General features: G+C 68.6%; 18 protein-coding genes. 2 read left to right on the plus strand and 16 right to left on the minus strand.

The features are described 5' to 3' along the window. Positions 1-412: integrase core domain-containing protein (locus AAFO60_RS18635; RefSeq protein WP_347957737.1), on the plus strand; the 412-nt coding region annotated here is incomplete at its 5' end. Positions 413-638: 226 nt separating this feature from the next. On the opposite strand, the gene AAFO60_RS18640 is transcribed toward AAFO60_RS18635, so the two are convergent. Both AAFO60_RS18640 and AAFO60_RS18645 read right to left on the minus strand, forming a co-directional pair. Then, positions 639-959, minus strand: a complete 321-nt coding sequence (locus AAFO60_RS18640) for a putative quinol monooxygenase (protein WP_347957738.1) — start codon at positions 957-959, stop codon at positions 639-641. Positions 960-1,068: 109 nt separating this feature from the next. After that, the gene (locus tag AAFO60_RS18645) at positions 1,069-1,803 is read right to left on the minus strand and encodes a VIT1/CCC1 transporter family protein (protein ID WP_347957739.1); all 735 of its coding nucleotides are present in this window, start codon (positions 1,801-1,803) and stop codon (positions 1,069-1,071) included. Positions 1,804-1,979: 176 nt separating this feature from the next. On the opposite strand from AAFO60_RS18645, the gene AAFO60_RS18650 reads away from it, so the two are divergent. Then, positions 1,980-2,447: a DUF2231 domain-containing protein gene (locus AAFO60_RS18650; protein WP_347957740.1), complete on the plus strand. Its 468-nt coding sequence runs from the start codon at positions 1,980-1,982 to the stop codon at positions 2,445-2,447. Between the two features lie 95 nt (positions 2,448-2,542). Here AAFO60_RS18650 and AAFO60_RS18655 read toward each other — a convergent pair whose 3' ends face one another. The 14 genes from AAFO60_RS18655 to AAFO60_RS18720 form a co-directional block, all read right to left on the minus strand. Then, entirely contained in the window at positions 2,543-4,093 is a 1,551-nt protein-coding gene (locus tag AAFO60_RS18655) for an acyl-CoA carboxylase subunit beta (RefSeq protein ID WP_347957741.1), read from the minus strand. An 18-nt stretch (positions 4,094-4,111) separates the two neighbouring features. Further along, positions 4,112-9,577, minus strand: coding sequence for a polyketide synthase Pks13 (gene pks13, locus AAFO60_RS18660; RefSeq protein WP_347957742.1), 5,466 nt, complete (start codon positions 9,575-9,577; stop codon positions 4,112-4,114). A 146-nt stretch (positions 9,578-9,723) separates the two neighbouring features. Then, positions 9,724-11,625, minus strand: coding sequence for a long-chain-fatty-acid--AMP ligase FadD32 (fadD32, locus tag AAFO60_RS18665; protein ID WP_347957743.1), 1,902 nt, complete (start codon positions 11,623-11,625; stop codon positions 9,724-9,726). Positions 11,626-11,739: 114 nt separating this feature from the next. Further along, positions 11,740-12,750, minus strand: a complete 1,011-nt coding sequence (locus AAFO60_RS18670; RefSeq protein ID WP_347957744.1) for an LLM class F420-dependent oxidoreductase — start codon at positions 12,748-12,750, stop codon at positions 11,740-11,742. A gap of 147 nt (positions 12,751-12,897) precedes the next feature. Further along, entirely contained in the window at positions 12,898-13,878 is a 981-nt protein-coding gene (locus AAFO60_RS18675) for a cutinase family protein (RefSeq protein ID WP_347957745.1), read from the minus strand. Then, positions 13,872-14,438 (minus strand): DUF732 domain-containing protein, encoded by a 567-nt coding sequence (locus AAFO60_RS18680; RefSeq protein ID WP_347957746.1) that lies wholly within the window; start codon positions 14,436-14,438, stop codon positions 13,872-13,874. Before AAFO60_RS18680 ends, AAFO60_RS18675 begins: the two co-directional genes overlap by 7 nt. A gap of 128 nt (positions 14,439-14,566) precedes the next feature. Next, complete coding sequence (locus tag AAFO60_RS18685; protein WP_347957747.1) at positions 14,567-16,000, minus strand: alpha/beta hydrolase-fold protein; 1,434 nt, start codon at positions 15,998-16,000, stop codon at positions 14,567-14,569. Between the two features lie 230 nt (positions 16,001-16,230). Continuing rightward, the gene (locus tag AAFO60_RS18690) at positions 16,231-17,229 is read right to left on the minus strand and encodes an alpha/beta hydrolase (protein ID WP_347957748.1); all 999 of its coding nucleotides are present in this window, start codon (positions 17,227-17,229) and stop codon (positions 16,231-16,233) included. 357 nt (positions 17,230-17,586) lie between these two features. Continuing rightward, positions 17,587-19,632 (minus strand): flagellar motor control protein ZomB, encoded by a 2,046-nt coding sequence (zomB, locus tag AAFO60_RS18695; protein WP_347957749.1) that lies wholly within the window; start codon positions 19,630-19,632, stop codon positions 17,587-17,589. Beyond that, complete coding sequence (locus AAFO60_RS18700) at positions 19,619-20,542, minus strand: decaprenyl-phosphate phosphoribosyltransferase (protein WP_347957750.1); 924 nt, start codon at positions 20,540-20,542, stop codon at positions 19,619-19,621. The genes zomB and AAFO60_RS18700 overlap by 14 nt, the downstream gene beginning before the upstream one ends. Positions 20,543-20,552: 10 nt before the next feature. Continuing rightward, positions 20,553-21,140 carry a phosphatase PAP2 family protein gene (locus AAFO60_RS18705; protein WP_347957751.1) on the minus strand — a complete coding sequence of 196 codons (588 nt, stop codon included), beginning with the start codon at positions 21,138-21,140 and terminating at the stop codon, positions 20,553-20,555. Then, on the minus strand, positions 21,121-23,061 hold the full coding sequence (locus AAFO60_RS18710) for a glycosyltransferase (protein ID WP_347957752.1): 1,941 nt from the start codon (positions 23,059-23,061) through the stop codon (positions 21,121-21,123). Before AAFO60_RS18710 ends, AAFO60_RS18705 begins: the two co-directional genes overlap by 20 nt. After that, the gene (glf, locus tag AAFO60_RS18715; RefSeq protein ID WP_347957753.1) at positions 23,062-24,261 is read right to left on the minus strand and encodes a UDP-galactopyranose mutase; all 1,200 of its coding nucleotides are present in this window, start codon (positions 24,259-24,261) and stop codon (positions 23,062-23,064) included. Between the two features lie 92 nt (positions 24,262-24,353). Next, positions 24,354-25,973, minus strand: coding sequence for a SpoIID/LytB domain-containing protein (locus AAFO60_RS18720; protein ID WP_347957754.1), 1,620 nt, complete (start codon positions 25,971-25,973; stop codon positions 24,354-24,356). Positions 25,974-26,004 lie beyond the last annotated feature (31 nt).

Genomic DNA, 26,004 nt, shown 5'->3' on the forward strand with positions numbered 1-26,004 from the left:
CCACTCCCGAGTCGCGTACTCGGAGATCCTCGACGACGAGAGGAAGGAGACCGCGGCCGCCTTCTGGATCCGGGCCAACGCGTTCTTCGCCAGCAAGGGCGTCACCGTGACCGCGGTGATGACCGACAACGGATCGTGCTACCGGTCGAAGGTCTTCGCCGAAGCACTCGGCCCGAACATCAAACACCGCCGCACTAAACCGTATCGGCCCCAGACCAACGGCAAAGTCGAGCGCTTCAACAGGACACTCGCCGAGGAATGGGCCTACGCCCGGCCCTACGTCAGCGAACACGAGAGGGAACAGGCCTACCAAACCTGGCTACACCACTACAATCATCACCGACCCCATACCGCGCTCGACGGCCTCACCCCGTCAACCCGCGTTCACAACGTATCGGGGAAGTACAGCTAGCCGAGGACGTATCGAGACCCCCGCACAAGGCCTCGATACGCACCCTCCGCTTCGCTCCGGCCGCTACTCGACCACCCTGCAGAGCAGCCCCCACAGGCTGGTCGAGTAGGCCGAGGCGCCAGCCGGGCCCACAGGCTGGTCGAGTAGACCGAGGCGCCAGCCGGGCCCATAGGCTGGTCGAGTAGACCGAGGCGCTAGCCGAGGACCTATCGAGACCCCGGGCGTCTCAGTCGATCTGCAGTTCGCCCATCGCGTCCCAGGCGTCGCCGTCGACCTGGCGCGAGATGATCTTGGGCGTGGCCGTCAAATGGGGACGCATTGCTGCCAGGCCCTTGGCGAAGTGCTCGCTCGAGACGTGCGGGCCGGCGCCCTCATCGGTGAACGCCTCGACGAGCACGTACTCATTGGGGTCGTCGACGCTGCGCGACCAGTCGAACCACAGGTTCCCCTCCTCGGCCCGGGTGGCCGCGGTGAACTCGGCGACGACCTCCGGGAACTGCTCGGCGCTGGCGGGCTCGACCTGGAACTTGACGACGATGAAGTACATTCGGTGACCTTTCGGAGACGACGATGAGCCGTCCCATTGTCGCCCACCGACAGGCCTTCGCGCCGATCAACCCACCGTCGATCAGCGGGCGTCGATCAGCCCGCGCCGGTCACCCCACGGCGGTACCGACGAGGGTGCCGATGCCGTACGTCACCGCCATCGCGATGCCGCCGCCGATCACCATCCGAACGGTCGGCCGCCAGGGCGACGACTTGCCCAGGTAGGCGCCGAGCCAACCGGTCAGGGCGAGCGCCACCAGAACGGCGACCACGGCGACCGGGATCCGCAGATCCGGCGGCGGCAGCAGGATGGCCAGCAGCGGCAGGATGGCGCCCGCGGTGAAGGCGACGGCCGACGAGAACGCGGCCTGCCACGGACTGCTCAGATCGTCCGGGTCGATGCCGAGCTCGGCCTCGGCGTGCGCCGCGAAGGCGTCTCGCTCGGTCATCTCCTGCGCGGCGCGCTCGGCGGTCTGCGGCGACATGCCCTTGGCCTCGTAGATCCCCGCCAACTCGGCCAGCTCGTCGTCGGGCTGATTCGCCAGCTCCCACTTCTCGCGGGCGAGCAGCGCGGCCTCGGTGTCGCGCTGGGTGCTGACCGACACGTACTCCCCGAGCGCCATCGACACCGCGCCCGCAGCAAGGCCCGCGATGCCCGCGGTGAAGATCGGTCCGCGGTCGACGGTCGCGGCGGCCACACCGACGACGATGCCCGCCGTCGAGACGATCCCGTCGTTGGCGCCGAGGACACCGGCCCGAAGCCAGTTGAGGCGTCCGGTGAGCCCGCTCGCGTGGGGTTCGTCTGGGTGCTGGCTGTCCGGCGCCGGCGCGCTGTCAGTCGTCATAGTTCTATCATCACTGCAGGTCGAGACCTCGGCAAGCGAGGATTGGCGACCCTGACGAAGGCCAGCGCAACCTTCCCGAAGCAGGACACAGCGGACGCGGGCGAGTTTCGGGAGTTCCTTGGAATCGGCTTAAGTCATGGTGCCCGGCAGCCGCGTCACCCGTAATCTCGGCGCTTATGAACACCATCAACGGGCTGCCCGCGCACCCGCTTCTCGTGCACCTGGTCGTCGTCGCGGTCCCGGTGACGGCCGTCGTCGCGATCGTGATCGCGCTCTGGCCGCGGGCGCGTACCGCGTTGAACGCCTTCCCCGCCGTCCTCGGTCTCCTCACCCTGATCGCGGTCCCGATCACCACCTCGGCAGGCGAGTCGCTCGAGAAGTCGCAGCCACCGACTCCGGATCTGACCCGGCACGCCCAGCTCGGCGACCAGCTGATCCTGGCCGTCGGACCGCTGTTCGGCCTGCTGGCGCTGCTCTATCTCCTGCAACTGCCCGCGGTCACCGGTCGTCTCCCGCTGTCGGATGCGGTGATCGCCCGGATCGACGTCGCGGCACGCGCGTTGACGGTGGTCGCAGCCATCGCCTCGATCGTCATGGTGGTCCTGGTCGGCGACAGCGGCGCCCGCTCCGTCTGGGGCGGCTGACCCCGAGACAGCGATATCGCACCCCTTTCGTTTTGCGCACTCGGTCGCGACCGGGTGCGCAAAACGGAAGGGGTGCGATATCGGTTTGCGAGAGCCTAGATCGGCATCAGGTAATGCTTACGCGGGTTGCGCAGCACCTGCTTGTCGCGCAGCTGCGCGAGTGCCTTTCGCAGCTGCAGGCGGGTCTGCGACGGCTCGATGACCGCGTCGACGTACCCCTTCTCCGCGGCCAGGTACGGCGTCGCCATCATCGCGTTGTAGAAGGAGATGAAGTCCTGGCGCACCTTGTCCGCGTCGTTGGCCGAGAGTCCCTCGGTCTGCCTGCGGGTCAGGATCGCAGCCGCCGACTCCGCGCCCATCACCGCGATCTTGGCGGTCGGCCACGCGAAGTTGATGTCGGCACCCAACTGCTTGGAACCCATGACCGCGTACGCGCCGCCGTAAGCCTTGCGCAGCACGACCGTGACCTTGGGCACGTCGGCCTCGACGTACGCGAACAGGAACTTGCCCGACCGCCGGATGGTGCCCTTCTGCTCCTCGGCCAGCCCCGGCAGGATGCCGGGCGTGTCGACGAGGAAGACCAGCGGGATGTTGTAGGCGTTGCAGATCCGGACGAAGCGGGTGGCCTTCTCCGCCGAATCGGTATCGATGGTTCCGGCCATCACGCTCGGCTGATTGGCGACGACGCCGACGCTGCGGCCGTCCACCCGCGCGAAACCGGTCAGGATGTTGGGCGCGAACAGTTCGCCGACCTCGTGGAAGGCACCGTCGTCGAACAGGCGGATGATGATGTCGCGCATGTCGTAGCCGGCGTTGTCGTTGTCCGGCATGAAGGTGTTCAGGCTCAGATCCGACTCGGTGATCTCCGGCTCCAGACCCGGATTGACGATCGGCGGCAGCTCGTGCGTGCTCGACGGCATGTACTGCAGATACTCGCGCACCCACTCGAAGGCCGCGGCCTCGTCGGGGGCGACGTGGTGGATGTTGCCCCACCGCGCCTGATTGTGCGCGCTGCCGAGCTCTTCGGCGGTGATCTCCTCGCCGGTGGTCTGCTTGATGACGTCCGGGCCGGTGACGAACATGTAGCTCTTGTCCTCGACCGCCACCAGGATGTCGGTGTTGGCCGGGGTGTAGACGGCGCCGCCGGCGCACTTGCCGAGGATCACCGACACCTGCGGCGACAGTCCCGACAGCAGGTCGTTGCGACGCCCCATCTCGGCGTACCAGGCCAGGGAGGTGACCGCGTCCTGGATGCGGGCGCCGGCCGAGTCGTTGATGCCGACCATCGGGCAGCCGAGCTTGCCCGCCCACTCCATCAGCGCCGACACCTTGCGACCGAACATCTCGCCGACGGTGCCGCCCATGACCGTCTGGTCGTGGCTGAACGCGGCCACCGGGCGCCCGTGCACCAGTCCGTGACCGGTGACGACGCCGTCGCCGTAGCCGGTGTGCCCGGCTCCGGGCATGCGCGCCAAGGCGCCGACCTCGACGAAGGTCCCCGGGTCGAACAGCAGCTCCAGCCGCGCCCGCGGCGAGAGAATGCCCTTCTTGGCCCGCTTGGCGATCGCGTTCTCGCCACCCGGCTCCTTCGCCAGTTCGAGCTTCTCGCGCAGGTCGGCGAGCTTGGCGGCAGTCGTGTCAGTCACTCCAGTGCAGCCTTTCCGTCACTTATCGGTTCTGATGTCGGCCATCCGACGCGTCAGGTCGGCCCCGACCTTCGCGACGTACGGCTCGTCGACGATGGCCAGGTGGTCGCCGCCGATGTGGATGATCTCCAGGTCATCGACCACCTCGCCCCATCGGCCGTCGGGGTCGATGTGCGCCCACTGCGGCTCGAGTTCGATCGCACCGTCGTGCATCTTGTCGGCGCGGTAGAGGATCACCTTGCCCTCGTAGCGTGTCGGGTTGATCTCGGTGAGCGCCCGGTTGTCCAGGAACGAGGTCCGCTGATGCTCGATGATGCCGCCGGGGATCTTGGTGCCCGACATCGACATCATCTCGGTGATGATCGCGAACTGCTCGTTGTCGTCGGCCGCGACCAGGCGGTCCATCGGGATCGGCACGTCCTCGTCCAGACCGTAGGTCTTGATCGCGAACGCCTTCCACCGCTCCAGCCGGGCCCGCTTGTTCTCCGGCGTGTCCGGCACGTCCTCGGTGGGTCGGACGACGTCGATGAGGCCGACGAAGGCGATCTCCTCGCCCTCCTCGCGCAGCACCTGCGCCGCGCCGTAGGCGAGCGCACCGCCGAGCGACCAGCCCACCAGCACGTACGGCCCGTGCGGCTGCACTTCGCGCAGTCGCGGCAGGTAGGCGCGGACCCGCTCCTCGATGGTGCCTTCGACGCGGTCGAAGCCGATCACCGGCTGATCGTCGGGCAGTCGCTTGAGCAGCGCCTCGTACGCCGAGGTGTTGCCGCCCGCCGGGTGGAACACCAGCATCGGCACAGGGTCGCCCGCGGTGGTGTCGAAGGTGTGCTGCGGCTTGCCGTCGGTGCCCTTCGGCACCTGCAGGAATCGCAGGAAGCCGTCGATGTCGGCCGAGGCCTCCATGTGCTGGCGGACGTAGTTCGACAGTTCCTCGATCGTCTCCGAATCGAGGACGTCCTCCATGTCGATGTCGCCGCCGGTGCGCTCGTTCAGCCGCTCGGTCAGCTTCTCGGCCGTGTCCTCGTCGAGGACCGGCAGCTTGTTGAAGACGCCGCCCGCCGACTTCCCGGTCACCACCGCGTACACGCCGTAGGTGAGACGCTCGGCGGCATCGCGCGGCGGGACGTCGGTGCCCGCGGCTTCGGCGACGGAGGCCTGGTCGGTGATGGTGGGTGCGGGGGCGGCCGGCGGCTGGGGGGATCTCGATGCGCTCGGTCGCTCCGCTCCCTCGCTTACTCGATCAGCCTGGTTAGCGGTCGCATCAGCGGGGTTGGCGGCCTGGTCAGCCGGGTTGGCGGCCTGGTCAGCGGGGTTGGCGGCCTGGTCAGCCGGGTTGGCGGTCGCGTCAGCGGGGTTGGCGGCCTGATCAGCCGGGTTGGCGGTCGCGTCGGCCGGGTTAGCCGCCGCGTCGGCCGGGTTGGCGGCCTGGTCAGCCGGGTTGACGGTCGCGTCAGCCTGGTTGGCAGCCACCTCAGTCCGAGAGGCGGCGTCTGCCTGGGCGGCGGATTCGACGGCCAGGGACTCGGCGTCCTTCGCCAGCTGCTCGTCGATGTAGGCGTTGAGCGCGGCGGTGTCGAGCTCGCCGCCGTCGGCGGCCTGCGCGTTCAGCGTCTCGAGCTGATCGCGATGGGTGACCGCGAAGTCGACGAACTTCTCCACGTCGGCCAGGTTGGCCTGCCGCATCGCCTGCAACTGCAACTGCGGGATGTCGAACTCGTACTCCACGCGGTTCTTGATGCGGACGGCCATGAGCGAGTCCAGGCCAAGTTCGATCAGCGGGATCTCGCGCGGGAGGTCCTCGGGGTCGTAGCCCATCGACTCGCCGACGATCACCGCCAGGCGGTCGCCGACGGCCTCGCCGGAGGACGCGCTCCACTTGCTGCCGAGGTCGTCGACGATCTCGTCTTCGACCACCATCTTCTCGTCGACGAAGCCGGAGGCCTTGGCCGCCTCGGCCGGCGTGCTCGGCGCGGCGACGGCCGACGGCGCGACCGCCGCGCCGGTGACGGCGGCCTGATAGAGCAGGGCGAAGCCCCCGGTCGCGTCGGCGTGCACGGTGATCGCAGCGCCGCCGGGATGGCGGGTCAGTGTGGTGGTCACCGTTCCCGACGTCGGGAAGGCGGCCGTCTGCTCCACCGCGGCGACGGCGGCGTCGGCGCCGAGGACCTGCTTGGCCGCGGCCAGGACCAGCTCCCGCGGCTCGGTGACGGCGGCGACGTTCACCTCCCAGGCGTGCCTGCCGTCGGGCAGCCCGACGTGGGCGCCGGGGACGGTGCCCGCACCGGACCCGCCGGCGACGACGGCGTCGATCCAGTACGGCTTGCGCTCGAAACGGGTGCGCGGGATGTTGGCGAACCGCTGGTCGGGGCCGGTGCCGAAGAGCGCCGCGACGTTCACCGGGTGCCCGTGCACGTACAGCTTCATCAGCGCATTGACCAGGCCGTAGCTCTCGTCCTCCTTGCGGCGGAGGGTCTCGATCAGCTCGGCGTCGTGCACGCCGGCGCCGAAGGTCGTCGCCGCGACCGAGATCAGCACCGCCGGGTTCGGCGCGAGCTCGATGAAGGTCCGGTGACCGGCCTCGACCGACTTGGCGATCGCCTGAGCGAACCACACGCTGTGGCGAAGGCCCTTGAGGTAGTAGTCGATGGTGAAGACGTCGGGGGTGCCGGGTCGGTAGAAGGTCTCCCGGTCGACCGAGCTGTACACGCCGTACTTCAGTCGCTGCGGCTCGATGCCGGTGATCTCGTACGACAGTTCGCCGAGCAGCGGGTCCATCTGGGAGGTGTGGCTGGCGCCCTTGGTCTGCAGCCTGCGTCCCAGCTTGCCCTCGGCCTCGGCTCGGGAGACGATCGCGTCGACCTGGTCGACGGGACCGCCGATCACCGTGTGCGTCGGTGCGGCGTAGACGCAGATCTCCAGGTCGGGGAAGTCGGCGAGGACGTCGTGGATGTCTTCGGCGCTGTACTCCACCAGCGCCATGTAACGGACGTCGTCGCCGGTCAACATGGACTCGCCCTCGCCCATCAGACGCGAACGCTGGCAGATGACCCGCGTGGCGTCGGCCAGCGACAGTCCCCCGCTGATGTAGGCCGCCGACGCCTCACCCATCGAGTGCGGCACCAGCACGCCGGGCTCGGCGCCGTAGTGAACGAGGGTGTCGGCCAAGGCCACCTGGATCGTGTAGATGCCGATCTGGGCGGTCTCGATCTCGTAGGTCTTCGAATCGTCGAGGAAGATCTCGACCATCGAGTAGCCGAGCTCGCGCTGGATGTACTCGTCGACCCGGTCGGCGTACTTCGCGAACACCGGGTTCTCGGTGTACAGCTGCTTGGCCATCTTGCGGTGCTGCGAGCCGAAGCCCGACAGCAGCCACACGGCCGACGCGGCGTCGGGCGAGTCGCACGTGTAGACGAAGGGCAGCGACTTGCCTTCGGCGACGGCGCGCACGCCCTTGACGGCGTCCTCCATGCTCCGGGCCATGACGACCGAGCGGGTGCGACCGTGGTTGCGGTGGGCCAGCGCCCGACCGATCTCGACCAGCGGCGTCCGCTGTCCCTCTTCGGATTCGAGCCATTCGAGCAGATCGGCGGCGGCCTTGCGGCGCCGGGACGCCAGGAATCCGGTGATGGCCAGGGGCACCACCGCACCCGGCACGGCGGCCGGCGCGAAGCCCTCGGTCGGGTCGGCTTCGGCAGCGGCTTCGACGGCCGGGGCCGCCTTCGCCTCGGCGGCGAGCACGGCTCGTTCGGCCTCGGTGAGGAAGTCCTCGTCCTCGTCGTAGAAGTCGTCGACCGCGGGTGTCGCCGGAGCCGCGGCGACCGGCGCCGTTTCGGCGGCGTCGTAGTCGGACGGCAGGACCTCGCGCAGCACGATGTGCGCGTTGGTGCCGCCGAACCCGAAGCCGGACACACCGGTGATCGCGTGACCGGAGTACCGCGGCCATTCGGTCGGTTCGGTGATGACCCGCAGGTTGGTGGCCTCGAACTGAATGTACGGGTTGGGTCCGACATAGTTGAGCGAGGCGGGCAGGCGATCGTTCTGCAACGACAGCACCACCTTGGCGAGCGCGCCCGCGCCGGCCGCCGACTCCATGTGACCGAAGTTGGTCTTGGCCGAGCCGAGCAGCATGGGGGCGTCGGGGGTGCGTCCGCGACCGACCACGCGGCCGAGCGCATCGGCTTCGATCGGATCGCCGAGAACGGTGCCGGTGCCGTGCGCCTCGACGTAGTCGACGGTCCGCGGATCGATCGCGGCATCGGCGTACGCCGCCCGCAGCACCTGGACCTGAGCCTCCGGGTTGGGCGCGAAGATGCCGTTGGAGCGGCCGTCGGAGTTGACGGCGCTGCCCGCGACCACGGCGAGCACGGTGTCACCGTCGCGGCGCGCATCGGCCATCCGCTTGAGCACGAAGACGCCGCCGCCCTCAGCACGGATCATGCCGTTGGCGTCGGAGGAGAAGGCCTTGATCCGGCCGTCCGCCGCCTGCGCGCCGATCTGGTCGAAGCCGAGCGTCGCGGCGGGCGTGATGATCATGTTGACGCCGCCGGCGATGACGACGTCGGAGTCCCCGTTGCGCAGGCTGCGCACACCCTCGTGGACGGCGACCAGCGACGACGAGCACGCCGTGTCGATGGCCAGCGACGGTCCGTGGAAGTCGAAGAAGTACGAGACGCGGTTGGCGATGATGGAGGTCGCCGTGCCGGTCAGGGCGTAGGCGGCGGTCTCCGAGGCGCCCTCGCCCAAGCCGAGTGTCGCAAGCAACTGGTAGTCATTCGTGGAGGTGCCCATGAACACGCCCACCTGTCCGCCGCGCAGATCGCTCGGCGGGATGTGTGCGTGCTCGAGCGCCTCCCAGGTCAGCTCCAGCGCCAGTCGCTGCTGCGGGTCGACGTTCTCGACCTCGCGCGGGCTCATCTGGAAGAAGTCGGCGTCGAAGCCCTCGACGTCGTCGAGGTAGCCGCCGTGGACGTTGCCGTTCTCGATGGCCGCGGCGAGCCGCGGGTCGGCCCGGAACTCGCGCCACCGGTCGGCGGGCAGATCGGTGATGCCGTCGACGCCGTCGATCAGCGCCTCCCACGTCGACTCGGGCGTGTGCCCGGCCTTCGGGAACCGAGTCGCCAGGCCGACGATCGCGATGTCGTCGTCGGACGACCGCTCCCGCTCCCAGAACCGGTCGGTGTCGGTGTCGAGCCCCTCGTCGGGGTCGCCCTCGATGATGCGCTTGGCGAGCGAGGCGATCGTCGGATGGTTGTACGCGGCGGTGGCCGTGAGGATCACGCCGCTGAAGTCCTCGACGTCGGCGGCCAGGGCCACGGCGTCGCGGGACGAGAGCCCGAACTCCTCCATGGGTCGGTCGTCGGAGATCTGGTCGGCGGGCACCCCGGTGGCCTTCGAAACCCAGTTTCGGAGCCAATCTCGCAGGTCGTCCACGGTCAGATCGCCGACGGTTTCACCGTTCGACACAGTGTTCTCAGTTTCAGACATCGCTGCCCAGCCTACCGATCGCGTTAATCGTTATACAGGTGTGTCCCGAATACCCTTGCGGGAACGGGCCGGACCGTGGTCCACTCTCTGGCCCCAGCAAACGGGCCCGGCACATCACCTCGTGACATGCCGGGCCCGTCGCGGTCTCAGGCGTCGGCGTCCGGGAACGCCGTCTGCTGGTATCCCCCGCGGAGGGTGCCGTCGATGTACGCCGCCTTGGTGGCGCGGCGGGCGATCTTGCCGCTGGAGGTGCGGGGAATCGACCCCGCGGGCACCAGGAGCAGGTCTCGCACCATCACACCGTGGCGGCCGGCCACCGCCGCGCGCACGGTGTCGGCGACCTCCTGCGGATCGGACTTGCGCCCGGTCCCGCGCTCGGCGACGATCACCAGCTGCTCGGAGGCGTCGTCGGCGTCGTAGGCCAGGCCGCTGTGCCCCGCGGTGAAGACCTCGCGCGGCAACTGGTTCGCGGGCACCGCGAAGGCGGCGACGAATCCCGGGCGCAGGGCCGAGGAGGCCTCCTGTGCGCTGAACTCGAGGTCCTGCGGGTAGTGGTTGCGGCCGTCGACGATCACCAGGTCCTTGACCCGCCCGGTGATGTACAGCTCACCGTTGTGCCAGACGCCGAAGTCGCCGGTCCGCATCCAGCGGTGGTCTTCGGGCGCACCGTCGGCGTGGCTGCCGGACTCCAGTCGCTTGGCGATGGTGTTGTGGAACGTCGCGACGGTCTCCTCGTCCTTGTTCCAGTAGCCCTGGCCGATATTGAGGCCGTTGAGCCAGATCTCGCCGACGCGCCCGTCCGGGAGCTCCTCGGCGGTCTCCGGATCGACGATCGCCGCCCACTCGCTCAGCGCGACCTGACCGCACGAGACCTGCGCCAGCGAACCCTCGGCGTCGGCCTCGACGGGGAAGAACTCGCCGGCGTTCAGCTTGTCGCGGTCGACGTAGGTGACCAGCGCCTCGTTGTCGCGCTGGGTGGCCGACACGAAGAGGGTGGCCTCGGCCATGCCGTAGCACGGCTTGATGGCCTTCGGCGACAGTCCGTACGGCGCGAAGGCCTCGTTGAACTTGCGCATCGAGCTGACCGTGACCGGCTCGGAGCCGTTGATCAGGCCGATCACGTTCGACAGGTCGAGCTTCTCGCCCTCGGCGGGCAGTCCGCGCAGCGCGGCGTGCTCGTAGGCGAAGTTGGGTGCGGCCGCGTAGGTGGGGGCGCGATCGTCGTCGGCGGCCAGTTCCCGGATCCAGCGTCCCGGGCGACGCACGAACGCGGCCGGACTCATGATCGTGACGTAGCGGCCGCCGAGCGCCGGCAGGATCACCGTCAGCAGGCCCATGTCGTGGAACATCGGGAGCCAGGTGACGCCGCGCGCATTGCGGTCGATCTCGATGCAGTCGTAGATCTGCAGGCAGTTCGCGGCGACGGCTTCGTACGTGATCTCCACGCCGGCGGGCACTCGCGTCGAACCCGAGGTGTACTGCAGGTACGCCACCGACTTCAGGCCGTTGTGCTCGGGTGAGGGCGGTGTCCAGCTGGAGCCGACCGAGTCGGGCACGGCGTCCACCGCGATCACCCGCGGGCGCTCCTTGGCCGGACGGTCGGAGAAGAAGTCGCGGACGGCCTCGGCCGACTTGGTCGAGGTCAGGATGGCCGACGGCCGGCAGTCGGCCAGGACCGCGATCAGCCGGTCGGTGTGACCGGGCTCGTCGGGGCTGAACAGCGGCACCGCGATGTTGCCCGCGTACAGCGAGGCGAAGAAACCGATGACGTACTCCAGCGACTGGGGCGCGAGGATCGCGACCCGGTCACCGGGCTCGGTGACCTGCTGCAGGCGCGCCGCCACGGCACGCAGTCGCTTGCCGAACTGGGCCCAGGTCAGGTCGATGCGCTCGCCGTCGCGCTCCCTGCTGAAGTCGAGGAACCGGTAGGCCAGGGTGTCGGCCTGTTCCCGCACGTTCTGCTCGACGTGGTCGACCAGCGTCAGGTCCTCCTGGAAACGGAGGTTGCCGGTCTCGTCGAGGAACTGCTCGAATTCGGTGTTCAGCATCCAATAACTCCTGTATCCGCACTGTGTTGCACGGTCTTGCGTCGCTTACCCGTACGCCGTCCACCCCCGGCACCAGGTGCCGCGCCCCCCAAACGTACGAAAATCTCGGTTAGTTTACTCTCCCCGCAGAAGCGGGATGACAGGCGCGAAGGCATCCATCTGTGTCGGGAAGATTCCGACGTAGCTCATCGTGGTCTGACGACGGACTTCGCGGATCTGTTCGGCGATCTCCTCGAAGGTGCCGAACGCCAGGTACGGCGAGGCCAGAATGTCGTCGACGCTCAGTTCCACATCGCGGGCGATGTTGGGCGGGTATCCGCTGTCGAGCGCCTTGAGCGCCATCTCGGCGGTCGCGACACGGTCGTCGGTGACGACGATCGTCGCGATGGTCCAGTTGAGTTCGATCTGGTCGAAGCGCTCACCCGCCGCCTGCCGGATCCGGTCGACCCGCTCGATCGTCTTCTCCATCGTCATGTCCGACAGCCGGAGCCGACCGTCGACGGTGGTGCCGGTCGCGACGGAGATGATGTCGGCGTGCTTGGCGGCCAGCGCCAGCATCTTCGGTCCGCCGCCGCCCACGGCGATCGGCGGACGCGGCCCCTGCCGCGGCCTCGGCGATCCCTCGAGGCCCTTGATCTGGTAGAACTCGCCGTCGAAGTCGACGGTCTCGCCGCGCATCAGCTTGTCGAGAATGGTCAGCGCCTCGTCGAGCTTGCGGATCCGCTCACCCGGGGTGCCGAACTCGATGCCCGCCTTGTCGAACTCGTCCTTCATCCAGCCCGAGCCGATGCCCAGCTCCAGGCGGCCCTTCGACAGGACGTCGATGGTGGTCGCCTCTTTGGCCAGCAGCGCCGGGTGGCGGAAGCCGTTCGCCAGCACCGAGGTCGCCAATCGAATCGTGCTCGTCGCCTGCGACAGCGCCCCGAGCGCCGCCAGCGGCCCCACCTGATTGCCGAGGTGGTCCGGGATCGCGAAGGTGTCGTAGCCGTACTCTTCGGCGGTCTGGGCGAGCTTGACGAACTTGCGGGCGCCGCCCTCGTCCTTGTTGCCCTCGCCGCCCGCACCGAAGCGGAACTTCCGAAGTCCGCCGGCGCCCGGCGCCGACGAGTCCAGGGCAGTCGTCACGATCGTCTCCTAGTCGGTCTGCGGTCCGCCGCACGGACCCCAACCCGAGAAGGCTATCGCAGGGCGACAGGTTACCCAAGCTGACCGGCGGCGATACGGCGCAAAACCTGTGGTGTCGATCTCGACCGCACCGCTTCGCGTCTCATCTCACCGGTGAGCGGGGTGCGGCGCGTCGTTGATGAGCTGCGTGGCCCATCCGAGCATCCACTGCGTGGCGCTCCTCCCGTTCTGCGACTTCCAGTAGCGCGTGGTCGCGTACATGGCGTGCACCGGGTTGCCCGCGGCGTTCGCCAGCTGTCCGATCGCCTTCAGCGGTTCGACGACGGTCGGCGAGTCACAGATCAGATCGCCCGGCGCACAGATCGAGTAGACGCGGTCGGCGAGGTCGCCGAAGCCGGTGCGCGGGCCCGACATGGCGATGCCGGGAACCAGCGAGCCGAAACCGCCGAGAGCGATCTCGGCGCCCACACCGGGCGGGCTCGGCATCACGTCGTGCTGCCCACCGGGCTGGCGACGCCCGTCGGCGATGAGTCCGACGCCCAGGATCAGGTCCTGATCGGCCGCCGGAATCGGCCCGCGGTCGCCCGCGATGTTCGCAGCCAGGTCGCCGACGATCACCGCGCCCTGCGAGAAGCCCATCAGGACGTACCGCGTCAGCGGGCAGTGCTCATAGGTCTTCGCCAGCTTGTCGGTCGCGCGCCGGGTGCCCTGCGCCCGCGAATCGTTGTAGTCGGCCTGCCGGTCGGCGAGATTCGTCGGGTTCCGGAACTGCGCCTTGTACGGCACGGTGTACACCTCGGTGCGCGACTCGGGGAACCGGTTCTGCAGCTGCGACGAGATGCGCAGCATCAGCGACTGCGGGTTCGCCTTCGGCCGGTACGGGTCGTCCGTGGCCTTCGACTCCCAGGTTCCCGGGACGACCAGGGTGAGGACGTCGGGGCAGTCCGCGGGCTGCGCCTGCGGGCGTCCCGGCGGCGCCGAGGTGGTCGGCGAGGACGGACCGGGTCCGGGAAGGGGCGGTGGCGGCTTGAGCCACTGGTACACCAGGAAACCGATCAGGATGGCCGCGATGACCGCCAGGACCAGCACGATCAGCAGCAGCCGTCCCCATCGACGGCGCTTCAGCACAGGTTCTTTTCAGCCGCCGCGATGACCTTGCCCGACTTGGTGGTCGCCTCGGCCTCGGTCTTCGTCATCGGTCCGATCGCCGCCCGCACGTAGGCCTTGACCAGCATCGGGTCGGCCTTCTGCGCCTTCGCGTCGCACACGTAGTGCCCCATGGTGAGTGCGACGTTGTTGTCGTCGTCGCCCATGAACGAGACGTTCTGCCGCTTCAGGTCGGCGAGGTACGCCTTGTCCTTGTCGGACAGCGTGACGCCGCTGGGCGGCGCAGCCCCGTCCGGGAAGTTGGGCGGCACCTTGGTCGACGGATTCGGCTTCGTCTCCGGCGGGGAGACGGAGGCCTTGGAGGCACCGGCCGCCGCTTCGGCGGACGCCTCCGCCGAAGCCGACGCCGACGAGGACGACGACGCCGTGCTGGTGTCCGAGCCCGGCATGGTGGTGGTGGTGACTGGCTCGGTGCCGATCGGAGCGCTGGCGGTCGACGAATCGTTGCACGCGGTCAACACCCCGACCGCGACGGCCAACGCGCCCGCCGCGGCGGCGACCCGAATGTACTTGACAGTCATGACGCCCAGCCTACCGGCGAGCGCGGCACGCTCCGGACCCGCAAAGGGGTTTACCTGCGAAGACATGGCATTTCCTCAGACGAAACTCAGACAGGGCCCCGACGATCGACCCGGTGCTGTCGTGCGGATCACTCGACCCGCGCGCCGCCCTGCGGCGTCCAGGTGATCTTGCCCCGCTCGAAGGTGTTGAACTTGACCCCGTCGCGGCCGGTCTCCTCGTCGCTGGTGGGCAGACCGAGCCGGTCGGCCGCCGGGACGTAGGCCCCGCCGATCGCCCCGCCTACCACCTTCGGGCCCTTCGGTCCGGTGAAGATCCGACCGTTGCGGAAGTCCTGCGCCACCCCGCCCGGCACCGGGTACTGCGGCGTCAGGCAGCCGCCCAGGTCCTTGATCTGCGGCGCCTTCTTGAACGCGTCGCCGACCTCGCAGGCCACCCTGTCCGAGCCGAGCCCCAGCGCGCCGGCCGCCTGCGGCCACGCCTGCTGCATCTCGAACTGCCAGTACGGCCAGGTGTGCGTGCCCGAGGGCCGGTAGACGGCCTGACCGGGGATGCCCAGCTTGTTGAGCCGGGCGGCGAACTGCTGGCTGGTCACCCGGGAGAGGACTTCCAGTCCGACACCCGAGTAGTTGGTGGCCAGCAGCGGGATGTCCGAGGGCTTGTCGTGCGGACCGACGATGCCGTTGCCGGAGGACACGTAGAGGCTGGTCCCGCGCAGCTTCTCGGCGAGCACGTACGGATCGTGCTCCTTCCAGGCCGGATCGGTGGGCGGACCGAACATCTTCATCGAGTCGTACCCGCCGCCGTCACGGACGGCGAACTGGACGGCCTGGGGCATGCCGTACGAGGACATCTGCAGGATGCCCGAGAACGACGCGGCGAACTTGTAGAAGCCGGGGTTGCGCGCGGCGAGCATCATGGCCGCCGAACCGCCCATCGAGAGCCCCTCGATGCCGCGCACGTCGGTGGAGCGCCAGTGCTTCTCCAGGATCGGCGGCAGCTCGTGGATGAGGAAGGTCTCCCACTTGTAGTTCTTGCCGCGGTCGGGTTCCTTCCAGTCCGTGTAGAAGCTCGACTCGCCGCCGATCGGCAACACCACGTTGACGTTCTTGTCCTGGTAGAACTGCTCGATGTCGGTGTTCAGGATCCAGCCGCTCTGATCGTCCTGGGCGCGCAGGCCGTCGAGCATCGTCAGCTGCGGGAACTTGGCGGCCGGGTTCGCGAACCAGTCGCGGGCCAGCAGGAGTTGCACCTGGATGTCGGTGTTCATCGCCGGCGAGTGGACCCACAGTGCCACTCGACGGGCGCTGTACCAGTAGGTCTTGGTGACCGTCGCCGGGGGCGCGGGTTTGGCCGCGGGCGGTGCGGGCTTGTTGTCGGCGGGCTTGGCCGGCGCCGGCTTGTCGGCCTTCGGCTTGGGCGCGGGCTTGGCGGGCGCCTCCTTCGGGGGCGCGGGGGCCGGTTCGGCCAGCGCGGGGGCGCCTCCGGTCGCCACCAGCGACACGGCCACGGCGAGGCAGGCCGCGCCACGACGCGCTGCCGCCGTCTTGGTCCAGATCTTCACTGTCTGCTCCTCCACAAGTCCCCCGACCGTGCCAGTCGCGCCCGGTGTGCTGAACACAGAGCGCCTCCCGTGTTTTGTACACGGAAGGCGGATGGATTTGTGGGCGCCACGCTGTGACACGTGTGAATTGTGTGACTAAAGTTTCTCGCCCAGCCCCTGCGACGGCGCGAGCCGCGACACCGTGCGGTGTCGCGGCTCGTCTGCGTCGAGAATCGCCGTCAGGCTCTGGCTCAGTTGAAGAACCCGCGAGCCTTCGCGTTCCACAGCATGTCCTGCCAGTAGCCCCAGGCGTGCGTGCCGTTGGCCGAGTAGGACATGACCGGAACGCCCTGCACGAACGCGGCGGCTTCGAAGGCCTTGGCCTGCGCGAAGGCGAGCAGTTCCAGCGGGGTGCCCTTGAACAGGTCGTCGAAGGCGTTCTGCGGGTAGTTGTAGCGCCCGAAGAAGCCGTTGCCCGAACCGATGTACAGCTTGAGGCCGTGCATCCGGTTGATCAGCATGAACGGATCGTTCTGGGTCCAGCGCGGGCTCCACGGCGCGCCCCACATGGCGTCGATGTTCCACGGAGCGGGCTCGACGTCGAGCATCGCCAGGCGCAACGCGGTGCGCATGCCCGGGGCCGAGAGCGTCAGGTAGCCCGACAGCGAACCGGCCGCGTAGTAGAGGTCACGACGCTGAGCCGCGTGCGTGACTGCCGCACCGCCACCCATCGACAGGCCCATGATGGCGTACTTGCCGCCCTTGCTGGCGAAGCCCTTGCTGCGCAGCGCGGGGACCAGGCGGTTGTCGATCACGCAGCCCCACTTGTAGGCCTTGCGCTGACCGTTGAAGTTGGAGGGAGCGTCCCAGTCGGTGTAGAAGCTGTTGGGTCCGCCGACCGGCATGACGACGTTGACGCCGCGATCGGCGAGTGTCCGCGCATTGGTCTCGATGTCCCAGCCGCTGCGGTCGTAGCGCGCACGCATGCCGTCGAGCAGAATCACCGTGCGCGTGTTGCCCGCCTTGCGCCAGGCCTGCACCTTGACCTGCCCGGGTGCCATCGACTTGTTGCCGAAGGCGCCGTTGGTCGGCATCCCGCAGGCGTCAATCCAGAAGTCCGCCTTGGTGGCGGCGCTCGACTGGCCGGCACCGAGAGCGGTTCCCATCAGGCCCATGGCAGTGAGCACTGCGACGAGGACCGCGGTGAACCGACGATGGCCGGCCTGCGGTTTGCTCTTAGCTACGCGCATTGACTGCTTTCTCCCTAAATCTGCGTTATGTCCACAGCCTCAACTCTCAGGTTGCGCTGTCGACTTTCTGCGTCTGTACGGCTGGCGGCAGTGATGTCACTCTCGTCACTTCCGCAACCAGATAGAGCGAGCCTATTCGACTCGCCAACCCTCACCAAACCCTGTGACGGCAATCACAAGGCAGGTTCCGGGTGCAACACACCTGGTCCGAGACGGCTGCCGGAGGCAGCTGGCTCGGCCCACGTGGTGTCTATCGCGTGTCCGCCATTGGACGTTACCGTTTCGATATCTAGTGCGGCAAGGGCGAGCAGCGAGACCCATGACACAGGATTGCCTCAGGTTCTCCTGAGCAAGTCCTCAGTTGTCGGCCAGACCGGCGGGCATCTGCAGTCCACAACGTGCGATCTCGTACTTCGGCTCCCGCGCGATGCGATAGCTGTTGAACTCGACGGCCTCGCGCAAATTGTGCCGGAACCGAGCGAAGCTCCAGGTGCCCTTGTACGAGGCGAATCGGGCCTGCGTCATCGGACAGGTCAGCGCCACCTTCGCCATCTTGACCTCGTCGCGGTTGATGAACGCCGGATATCCCGCGACACTTCCGCTCTCGGCGACCACCCACTCGCTCGGCAACCGCTTGTCGTGCCCGATCCGGCCGTCGGTCAGCCGCGGCGTGTGCGCCGCGAGCGGGTACGCCAGCCCCATCTGATCGACCACCCGGACGTCGAGCGGAGCGTTCATGCTCGTCATGCCGAGATTGAGGAAGTACACGGTGGTCTGACGAGGAATGCCGGGCGGCATCTTCTTCGGCAGCGGCGCCACGTACCACTCGTCGAAATTCGCCGACGGCAGGATCACCCCGCCGCCGCGGGCCTCGGTGCGCTCGATCGTCTCGACCATGGCTCGCATGCGCGGGTAGTCGAGGTAGTCCTGCGCGGTGATCGGGTTCTCGTTGCCCATGTTGGTCACGTAGAAGCGGCGCTCGTCGACGATTCCGTCGCGCCCGATGTCCATGCCCGCGTTCGGCAGCACCGTCTGGTTCACCGCCACTCCCCACCACACGGTGGTGACGACCCCGCCGAGCAGGATCAGGCCGGCCCCCAGCTGGTAGCGGGACCGCGCCGACGCGAGGGACTCCGGGATCGTCACCGGGATCACCATCACCGGCAGCAACAGGATGAACAGCGGCGCCAGCAGGACGCGGCCGTGCATGAAGTCGCCGCCCTGCCGCAGCCAGTACAGGCCCAGGATCAAACCGGCGACCAGCACGGTCGCCACCACCGCGTTCTGCGTCTGCAGATGATCGACGAGCAGCGACCACCGACGACGCAGCCCGCCGACGGATCCGGCCGACGACTCGGCTGCGTCCGCCTCGGCGGCGCCGTCGCTCTCCGCCCCGGCGCGGCGCGTGAGGTAGGAGCCGACGGCGAGCAGCACGCCGACGACGATCGCCACGATCACCGGCAGCAGCAGGGTGTACGGGCTGAAGAGGTTGTTGAGGTAGGCGAAGCCCTGGTGCCATTTGGAACCGCTGGCATCCTTCGCGATCGCCGGATTCGGCACCAGGACGGCGTAGTAGCCCATTCGGAAGATCTGGTAGCCGATCGGCAAGGTGCCTGCGACGACGACCATCGCCACTCGCATCCGCCACCCGATGCGCGAGCAGAACAGCACCAGCAGCACCAGCCCGCCGAGAACGGTGATCTCCGGGCGCACCAGCGGGGCGATGCCCGCCGTGAACGCCAAGGCGAGGAAGGCCGCCCGCGAGCGTCGACTCGGGTCGGCGGGATCTCGCCGACCCCAGGCCAGGAACTGGCACCACAGGGCCGCGACCCAGAAGATCGTCAGACCGCTCTCGAGCCCCGACGTGGCGAAGTCGCGCGCCGGCGGGATGACGATGTACACGATCGCACCGAGCGGCAGGATCAGCGTCAGCCCCGGACCCAGCGCGCGGCGCCCGTACAGGCGGGCGGTGCCGTACATCGCCAGCGGCAGCGCCGCGACCGACAGCACCAGCGCCACCCACAGTGCCACGTACTCGGTGTGTTCGGCGCCGGTCACCCAGCTCCAGAACCAGATCAGATAGGTCCAGGCCGTCGAGGTGTTGGCCTCGACCCGCTCGCCCGCGTTGAACACCGGGCCGTTGCCCGCCAGGAGGTTGCGGACCGTGCGCAGCACGATCAGTCCGTCGTCGGCGATCCAGCGACGCTGCCAGGCGCCGATGGCGAACAGCACGGTGATCGCGACGGCACCGATCGAGAAGCTCGTGATCGGGGCGATGAGTCGGCGGCGCGAGGGCCTGGACCGACCGTCGGCGTCGGACGCCGGGGCGGGGCCGTCGACGACGACCGGGATCAGCGACGTCGGCTCATCCGAGCCGTGAGGCTGATTGTCAGAGCGGGACATAGACCGCAACACCGACCAGCACGACCCACGAGAGCGCGAGGAACTGCAGGACGCGATCGCCCAGCGCCACCTCTTCGGGTTCGCCGGCTTCGCCGCCGTCCACGTCCACCGCGTAACGCAGGATGGCGATGGTGAACGGCACCATCGAGATCGCGTAGAAGACGTTGTCGCCGCGGTCGGCGTCGAACGCCCACAGCCCGTAGCAGAGGACCACGGCGGTCGCCGACAGCGTCCAGACGAAGCGCAGGTAGGTGGTGGTGTAGTACTCGAGCGACTTGCGGATCTTGGCACCGGTGCGTTCGGCCAGCTGCAGTTCGGCGTAGCGCTTGCCCGCCGCCATGAACAGCGAACCGAAGGCCATCACCAGCAGGAACCACTTCGACAGGCCCTCGGGGAGCTCAGCCGCCACACCACCGGCGATGGCGCGCAGCAGGAAGCCCGACGACACGATGCAGATGTCGACGACCGCCTGGTGCTTGAGACCGAAGCAGTAGCCGAGCTGAATCACCAGGTAGACGGCGATGGTGACGGCCGTCTGCCAGTTCGCCACGAAGGCGATGCCGATCGACGCGGCGGCGAGCACCACGGCGAGCGCGAAGGCGAAGTTGCGGGGCACCACGCCGGCCGCGATCGGCCGGAACCGCTTGGTCGGGTGCTGACGGTCGGCTTCGACGTCGAGCGCGTCGTTGATCAAGTAGATCGACGACGCGACCAGGCAGAAGGCGACGAAGGCGATCCCGACGTTCGCCATCCGGTGTCCGTCGGTCAGCGTGTCGGTGCCCGCCGCCATCGGGGCAGCGAGAACCAGGACGTTCTTCACCCACTGACGCGGGCGCAGTGCCTTGATCAGCCCCGTCGCCAGGTTCTTCGGCGGACCGGCGACGCCGTGCTCGATCGGCTCCTCGCTCATCGGTGGTACCTCACTTGCTCGTGTCTCGGGGGCGGGCCTTGGCATCGGCGGCGATCACCGCGCCCGCGGTCAATGCACCGACGAGCGCGCCGGCTGCCACATCGGAAGGGTAATGGACACCCAGGACCAACCGCGAAAGCAGCATCGGCGGAACGACGGCCGCGGGCACCAGAACCTGCGCCGCGCCGCTGCCGGTCGCCCGGCCGAGCAGGATCGCCGCGGCGGTCGTCGACGTGGCGTGGCTCGAGGGGAAGCTCAGCTTGCTCGGGGTGCCGACCCCGATCCGGATGTCCGGGTGGTTCGGGCGTCGACGCCGGACGACCCGCTTGATCACCACCGAAGCCGCGTGGGCGACGAAGGCTCCGGCGCCCGCCTCCAGGTAGCGTCGGCGCGCCGTCTCGTCGCCGCGACGGTGCGCGGCGTAGGCCCCGGCGCCCGCCAGCGCGAGCCAGCCGAGCGAGTGCTCGCCGAAGTGCGACAGTCCGCGTGCTCCCGACACGACGCCGGGCCGCTCGGCGATCGCGTTCTGGACGGCCACCAGGATCGCAGCCTCCCCCGTCGCCGGATCGGCCTGCTGCTCAATCGATTCCGAAGACACGGGCCCAACTCTCCTTGCTCACCAGGTCGTCATGCGCGGCGCGGTACTCCGCACGCTTGGCGTCGAACTCGCTGCGGAGCTGTTTGACCAGCGCCGCCGATTCGGCGCCGAGCGCCAGCATCTTGTCTCGATCCCGCTGGCGGTACACCACACCGCGCCCGTCGGCGGTGGTGACGGTGACCCCGTCGACCCGGCCGAGCGAGAACCAGCGGGCCTCGATCGGCGGGTAGTTGGCCTGCGGCACGCTGTGGTGACGCGGGTCGGCGGGGCGGGCGTTGTTGACGACGGCCGCCGCCAGGGCCTTGATCTTCGCGACCGGCCCCTTCGGCTCGTTGACGCCGAGCGCGGTGGCCTCACCGGTCGTCGTCGGCAGGTCGGTGGCCGAGGGCAGCACCACGGCGTCGGGGTAGCCCTTGCGGATCCCGGCGACCTTCCCGAGCGCGGTCGGCAGGATGGACCGAATGTGGTCGGGGCCGGCGAGAAAGTCGCGGATGGCCTCGTTCTGGATGGCGACCGTCGAGTACTCCAGGCACAGCAGGTGCTTGGCGGTGGCCTTGGCCATCGAGGTCAGGATGCCGTCGATGGAGCCGTCGGTGTAGATCGAGGCGACCACCAGACGGTTGCGCAAGTGGAAGTACGCCTGCCAGTCGATGGCGTCGTCCTTGTCGCTCCAGGCCATGTGCCAGATCGCGATGCCGGGGATGGTCGCGGTCGGATAGCCTGCGCGCTCGGCGCGCAGCGCGAACTCCCAGTCGTCCCACTTGATGAACAGGGGCATCGGCAGCCCGATGGTCTGCGCGACCTCGCGCGGGATCATGCACATCCACCAGCCGTTGCCCTCGACGTCGATCCGGCGGTGCAGGTTCTTGGAGTTGTCGCGGTCGCTGAGCGGGTACTTCGAGAAGTCGTGGTCGTACTCGACGAAGGGCGCGGCGGTCCACATGAACTTGTGGCGGTCGATGACCTCGCCCATGCAGTGCAGGTGGCTGCGGTCCTGCAGGTTGAGCATCTGCCCGCCGACCAGCATCGGCGACTTCGCGAACCGCGACAGCGCCAGCGCGCGCAGGATCGAGTCGGGCTCGATCATGATGTCGTCGTCCATGTACAGGATGTACGGGCTGTCGGTGAGGCGCAGCGCCTCGTACATGATGCGGGCGTAGCCGCCCGAGCCGCCGAGATTGCCCTGGTCGAACAGGTGCAGGCGGTCGCCTAGCCGGTCGGCGGCCTCGGCGTAGCCGGCCTCGTCGACGACCTTGCGGGTGCCCTGGTCGGGCATCAGCACGGCGTCGATGACGGCGTCTACGGCGGGATCGGAGGTCAGTGCGGCCAGCGCCGCGACCGCGTCGCCTGGACGGTTGAACGTCGGAATGCCGACGGTCACGTTGCCGGCCCCCCGGTGTCCATCAGACCCGCTCGCGCTGCTCCCGGCATCCGGCGGCTCGATCGGCGCGTACCAGCCCGCCGAGACGATCTGCGCCTGCGTGTCGGTGGTGACGTCGAACCAGATCCAGCCGCCGTCCTCGAATGGACCGAGGTCGGTCTCGAACTCGAAGACGCCGGTCCCGTCCGAGCCGAGCTCGACGAGGTCGCCGCCGATCGCGATGCGCGAACCGTCGATCTTGGAGCGGTACAGGTCAACGCGTGCGGTGCCGCGCACCTGCACCCGCAGGACCACCGACTCGAGCACGCTCCAGCGCCGCCAGTACGACGCGGCGAAGGCGTTGAAGTAGGTGGCGAAGCTGATCTGCGAGTCCGCGCTCAGCTCGACGCTGGTGCGGTCGTCGGAGGCGTGGGCGCGCGCGGAGTTGCTCGCCGACTCCACCAGGTACAGGGACCGCACGTCCAGTGGTTCGCCGGGACGCGGGAAGATGACCCGCTGCAGGAGGCTGACCGCCTTGGACGAGGTGGCGGGATCGGGCATTCAGCTCTCCTTCTCGGCCAGCGGCGCACCGTCGCGCAGGTGCGGGGCCAGCGTGTTGTCGAACATGGTCAGCGCGCTCGCGATCGCCATGTGCATGTCGAGGTACTGGTAGGTGCCCAGCCGGCCGCCGAACAGGACCTTCGACGACGACGCCTCCGCCTTGGCCAGTTCGCGGTAGGCGGCCAGCATGGTCCGGTCGTCGGGGGTGTTGATCGGGTAGTACGGCTCGTCCTCGTCGCGCGCGAACCGGCCGAACTCCCGCATGATGACGGTCTTGTCGGTCGGGTAGTCCTTGCGCTCGGGATGGAAGTGCCGGAACTCGTGGATGCGGGTGAACGGGACGTCGGCGTCGTTGTAGTTCATCACCGGGGTGCCCTGGAAGTCGCCCGTCGGGAGCACTTCGAGTTCGAAGTCGAGGGTGCGCCAGCCGAGACGGCCCGCGGAGTAGTCGAAGTAGCGGTCGAGGGGGCCGGTGTAGACCACGGGCGCGTCGGGGCTGGCGGCGCGCAGTTCGTCGCGCACGTCGAACCAGTCCGTCGACAGGCGCACCTCGATGCGGTCGTCGGCGGCCATGTTCTCCAGCCATGCGGTGTAACCCGCCACCGGCAGACCCTCGTGGGTGTCGTTGAAGTAGCGGTTGTCGAAGTTGTAGCGGACCGGCAGCCGGGTGATGTTGCCCGCGGGCAGGTTCTTCGGGTCCGTCTCCCACTGCTTGGCGGTGTAGTGCTTGATGAACGCCTCGTACAGCGGGCGCCCCACCAGGCTGATGGCCTTCTCTTCGAAGTTCGCGGCGGCCGCGGTGTCGACCTCGGCGGCCTGCTCGGCGATCAGGGCGCGCGCCTCGTCCGGGGTGAAGTAGCGGCCGAAGAACTGCGACACCAGCCCCAGGCCCATCGGGAACTGGTAGGCCTGGCCGTCGTGCATCGCGAACACCCGGTGCTGGTAGCCGGTGAACTCGGTGAACTGATTGACGTACTCCCACACCCGCTCGTTGGAGGTGTGGAACAGGTGAGCGCCGTACTTGTGGACTTCGATCCCGGTCTCGGGCTCTGCCTCCGAATACGCGTTGCCACCGATGTGGTCACGGCGTTCGACGACGAGCACTCGCTTTCCGAGCTGGGTTGCCGCACGCTCGGCGACGGTCAGGCCGTAGAAACCCGAACCGACCACGATCAAGTCGAAGGTGCTGTTGTTCGTCACGGCTGTTCAGCCTATCGGACCGTACCTGAGTATTTCTGCAGCGCGCGGCACGCGAACGGCCACATCAGGTGTGAGATCGGTCCCCCGCGGAGCTAGCGGAGGGCGTCGGCGGTCGGGAAGCCCAGCTTCGCCAGGCCACCGGCGTTGAGGAAGTCGGTGAGCGCCTGCCCGACCAGCGCGTGGGCGCCGGTGGCGGGACTGAAGTAGAGGACTCCGTTCTGGAGCACCTGCACCAGACCCGGCATTCCCTTGCCGTCGGTCAGCAGCTGCGGCGCAGCGACGGTGCCGGTCGACCCCTGCGAGTTGTCGCTGCGATCGAGGGCCACCTGCTTGGCCGCGAGCGCCTTGATCCCCTCGGTCAGCAACTGTTCGACCATCGGCGTCACCTGACCGATCAAGCCTGCGACGTCGGGCAGCCCGACGATCGGCAAGCCGGGCACCAACTGTCCCAGCAGGGAGTTCAGCGGGCTCAGGTCGAGCAGAGAGCCACCGGGCGAGTCCGGTCCCACCTGCGGTTTGACGATCTTCGGCATCGACTTCTGGCCCTTGACCGCGAACCAGTCCGACTTGAGCTGCAGCTTGGTGCGAGCTTGGTCGCCGGTCGCCTCGACCGTCCCACCGGTGCCGACGACCCGCACCTTCAGTGCGCGGCCGCTGCCCTCGCCGAGGCCGTTGGCCTCGATCACCTCGAAGCTCTTGAGTGCGCCGACGCCGAACGCCGAGCCGATGCTCGACGCGCTGACCGTCGCCGTCCACGAATGCGCCGGGGCGATCGAGTCGCCGGCGTCGCGCACGGCCGGGAAGATGCCGCCCGCGGTGTATCCGCCGGTCGACGCGGAGAACTCGGTGAGCGCGGGCCTGCCGTTCAGCAGTCGGACCTGTCCGGCGGTCGCATCGGCGGCGCGGTTGGTGCGCGGGTCCTCGCCCGAGGCCCCGTGGTACATCTGCGACTGCTGGGTGTTGTCCATCTTTCGGCCCGACGCGAGACCCGCGACCACGTACGAGCGCGCCGCGACCGCCTGCGCCTTCAGCGCCTCGAAACCGCCGGAGTCGGCCCACGACGGCATCGACTCCTTCGGGATGACGCCCTTGACGTAGTCGTCGACGTGCAGCTTGTTGACCACACCGCCCGGTCCCAGCCCGATCGAGCCCCGGTACTTGTCGCCACCGGCGCAGAAGGTCAGCAGTTCGTTGTCGGGGCGGTTGGTTCCCGGATCGATCGGATCGACCTGGGTCGCCTGCACCGTCTTGACCAGCGCACCGCCGCAGCCCTGCGTGATGGTGGCCGTGGTCCCGGACAGGCTGACCGCCTGTCCGGGAGCGACCTGCTCCGCACCTACGCGCATTCCGGCGGCCGCATGAACACTCGCCGACGACTTCTCGCTGAGCGAGACCGTGACGTCGGGGGTGCCCACCTTCCCCGCGACCGTGTTGCCGTAGTAATGCCGCAGGATCTGGTCTGCCGACCAGCCCTGCTTCGCGTATCCGTACGCCCCCCACTGCCCCAGACCTCGGCCGTGCCCGTGTCCGTGCCCGTCGAGGACGATCGGCGAATCCGCCGCCAGCACGACGCCGCCGGCGGAGTCGCCCGTCGACGAGAAGAGGCCGGTGCCGCCCGCGACCAACCCGCCTGCGAGCAGGACGGGCGCCAGGCCCAGCGCTGCAAAAGTGACAGTCCGCTTCTTGGCTCGGCTCGGTCGAACGTTTGGCACTGCGAAACCCCTTCGGGCAGAACCACCGCAC

The organism is Gordonia aichiensis (assembly GCF_039946255.1).
In the GTDB taxonomy this organism is placed as follows: Bacteria; Actinomycetota; Actinomycetes; order Mycobacteriales; family Mycobacteriaceae; genus Gordonia; species Gordonia aichiensis_A.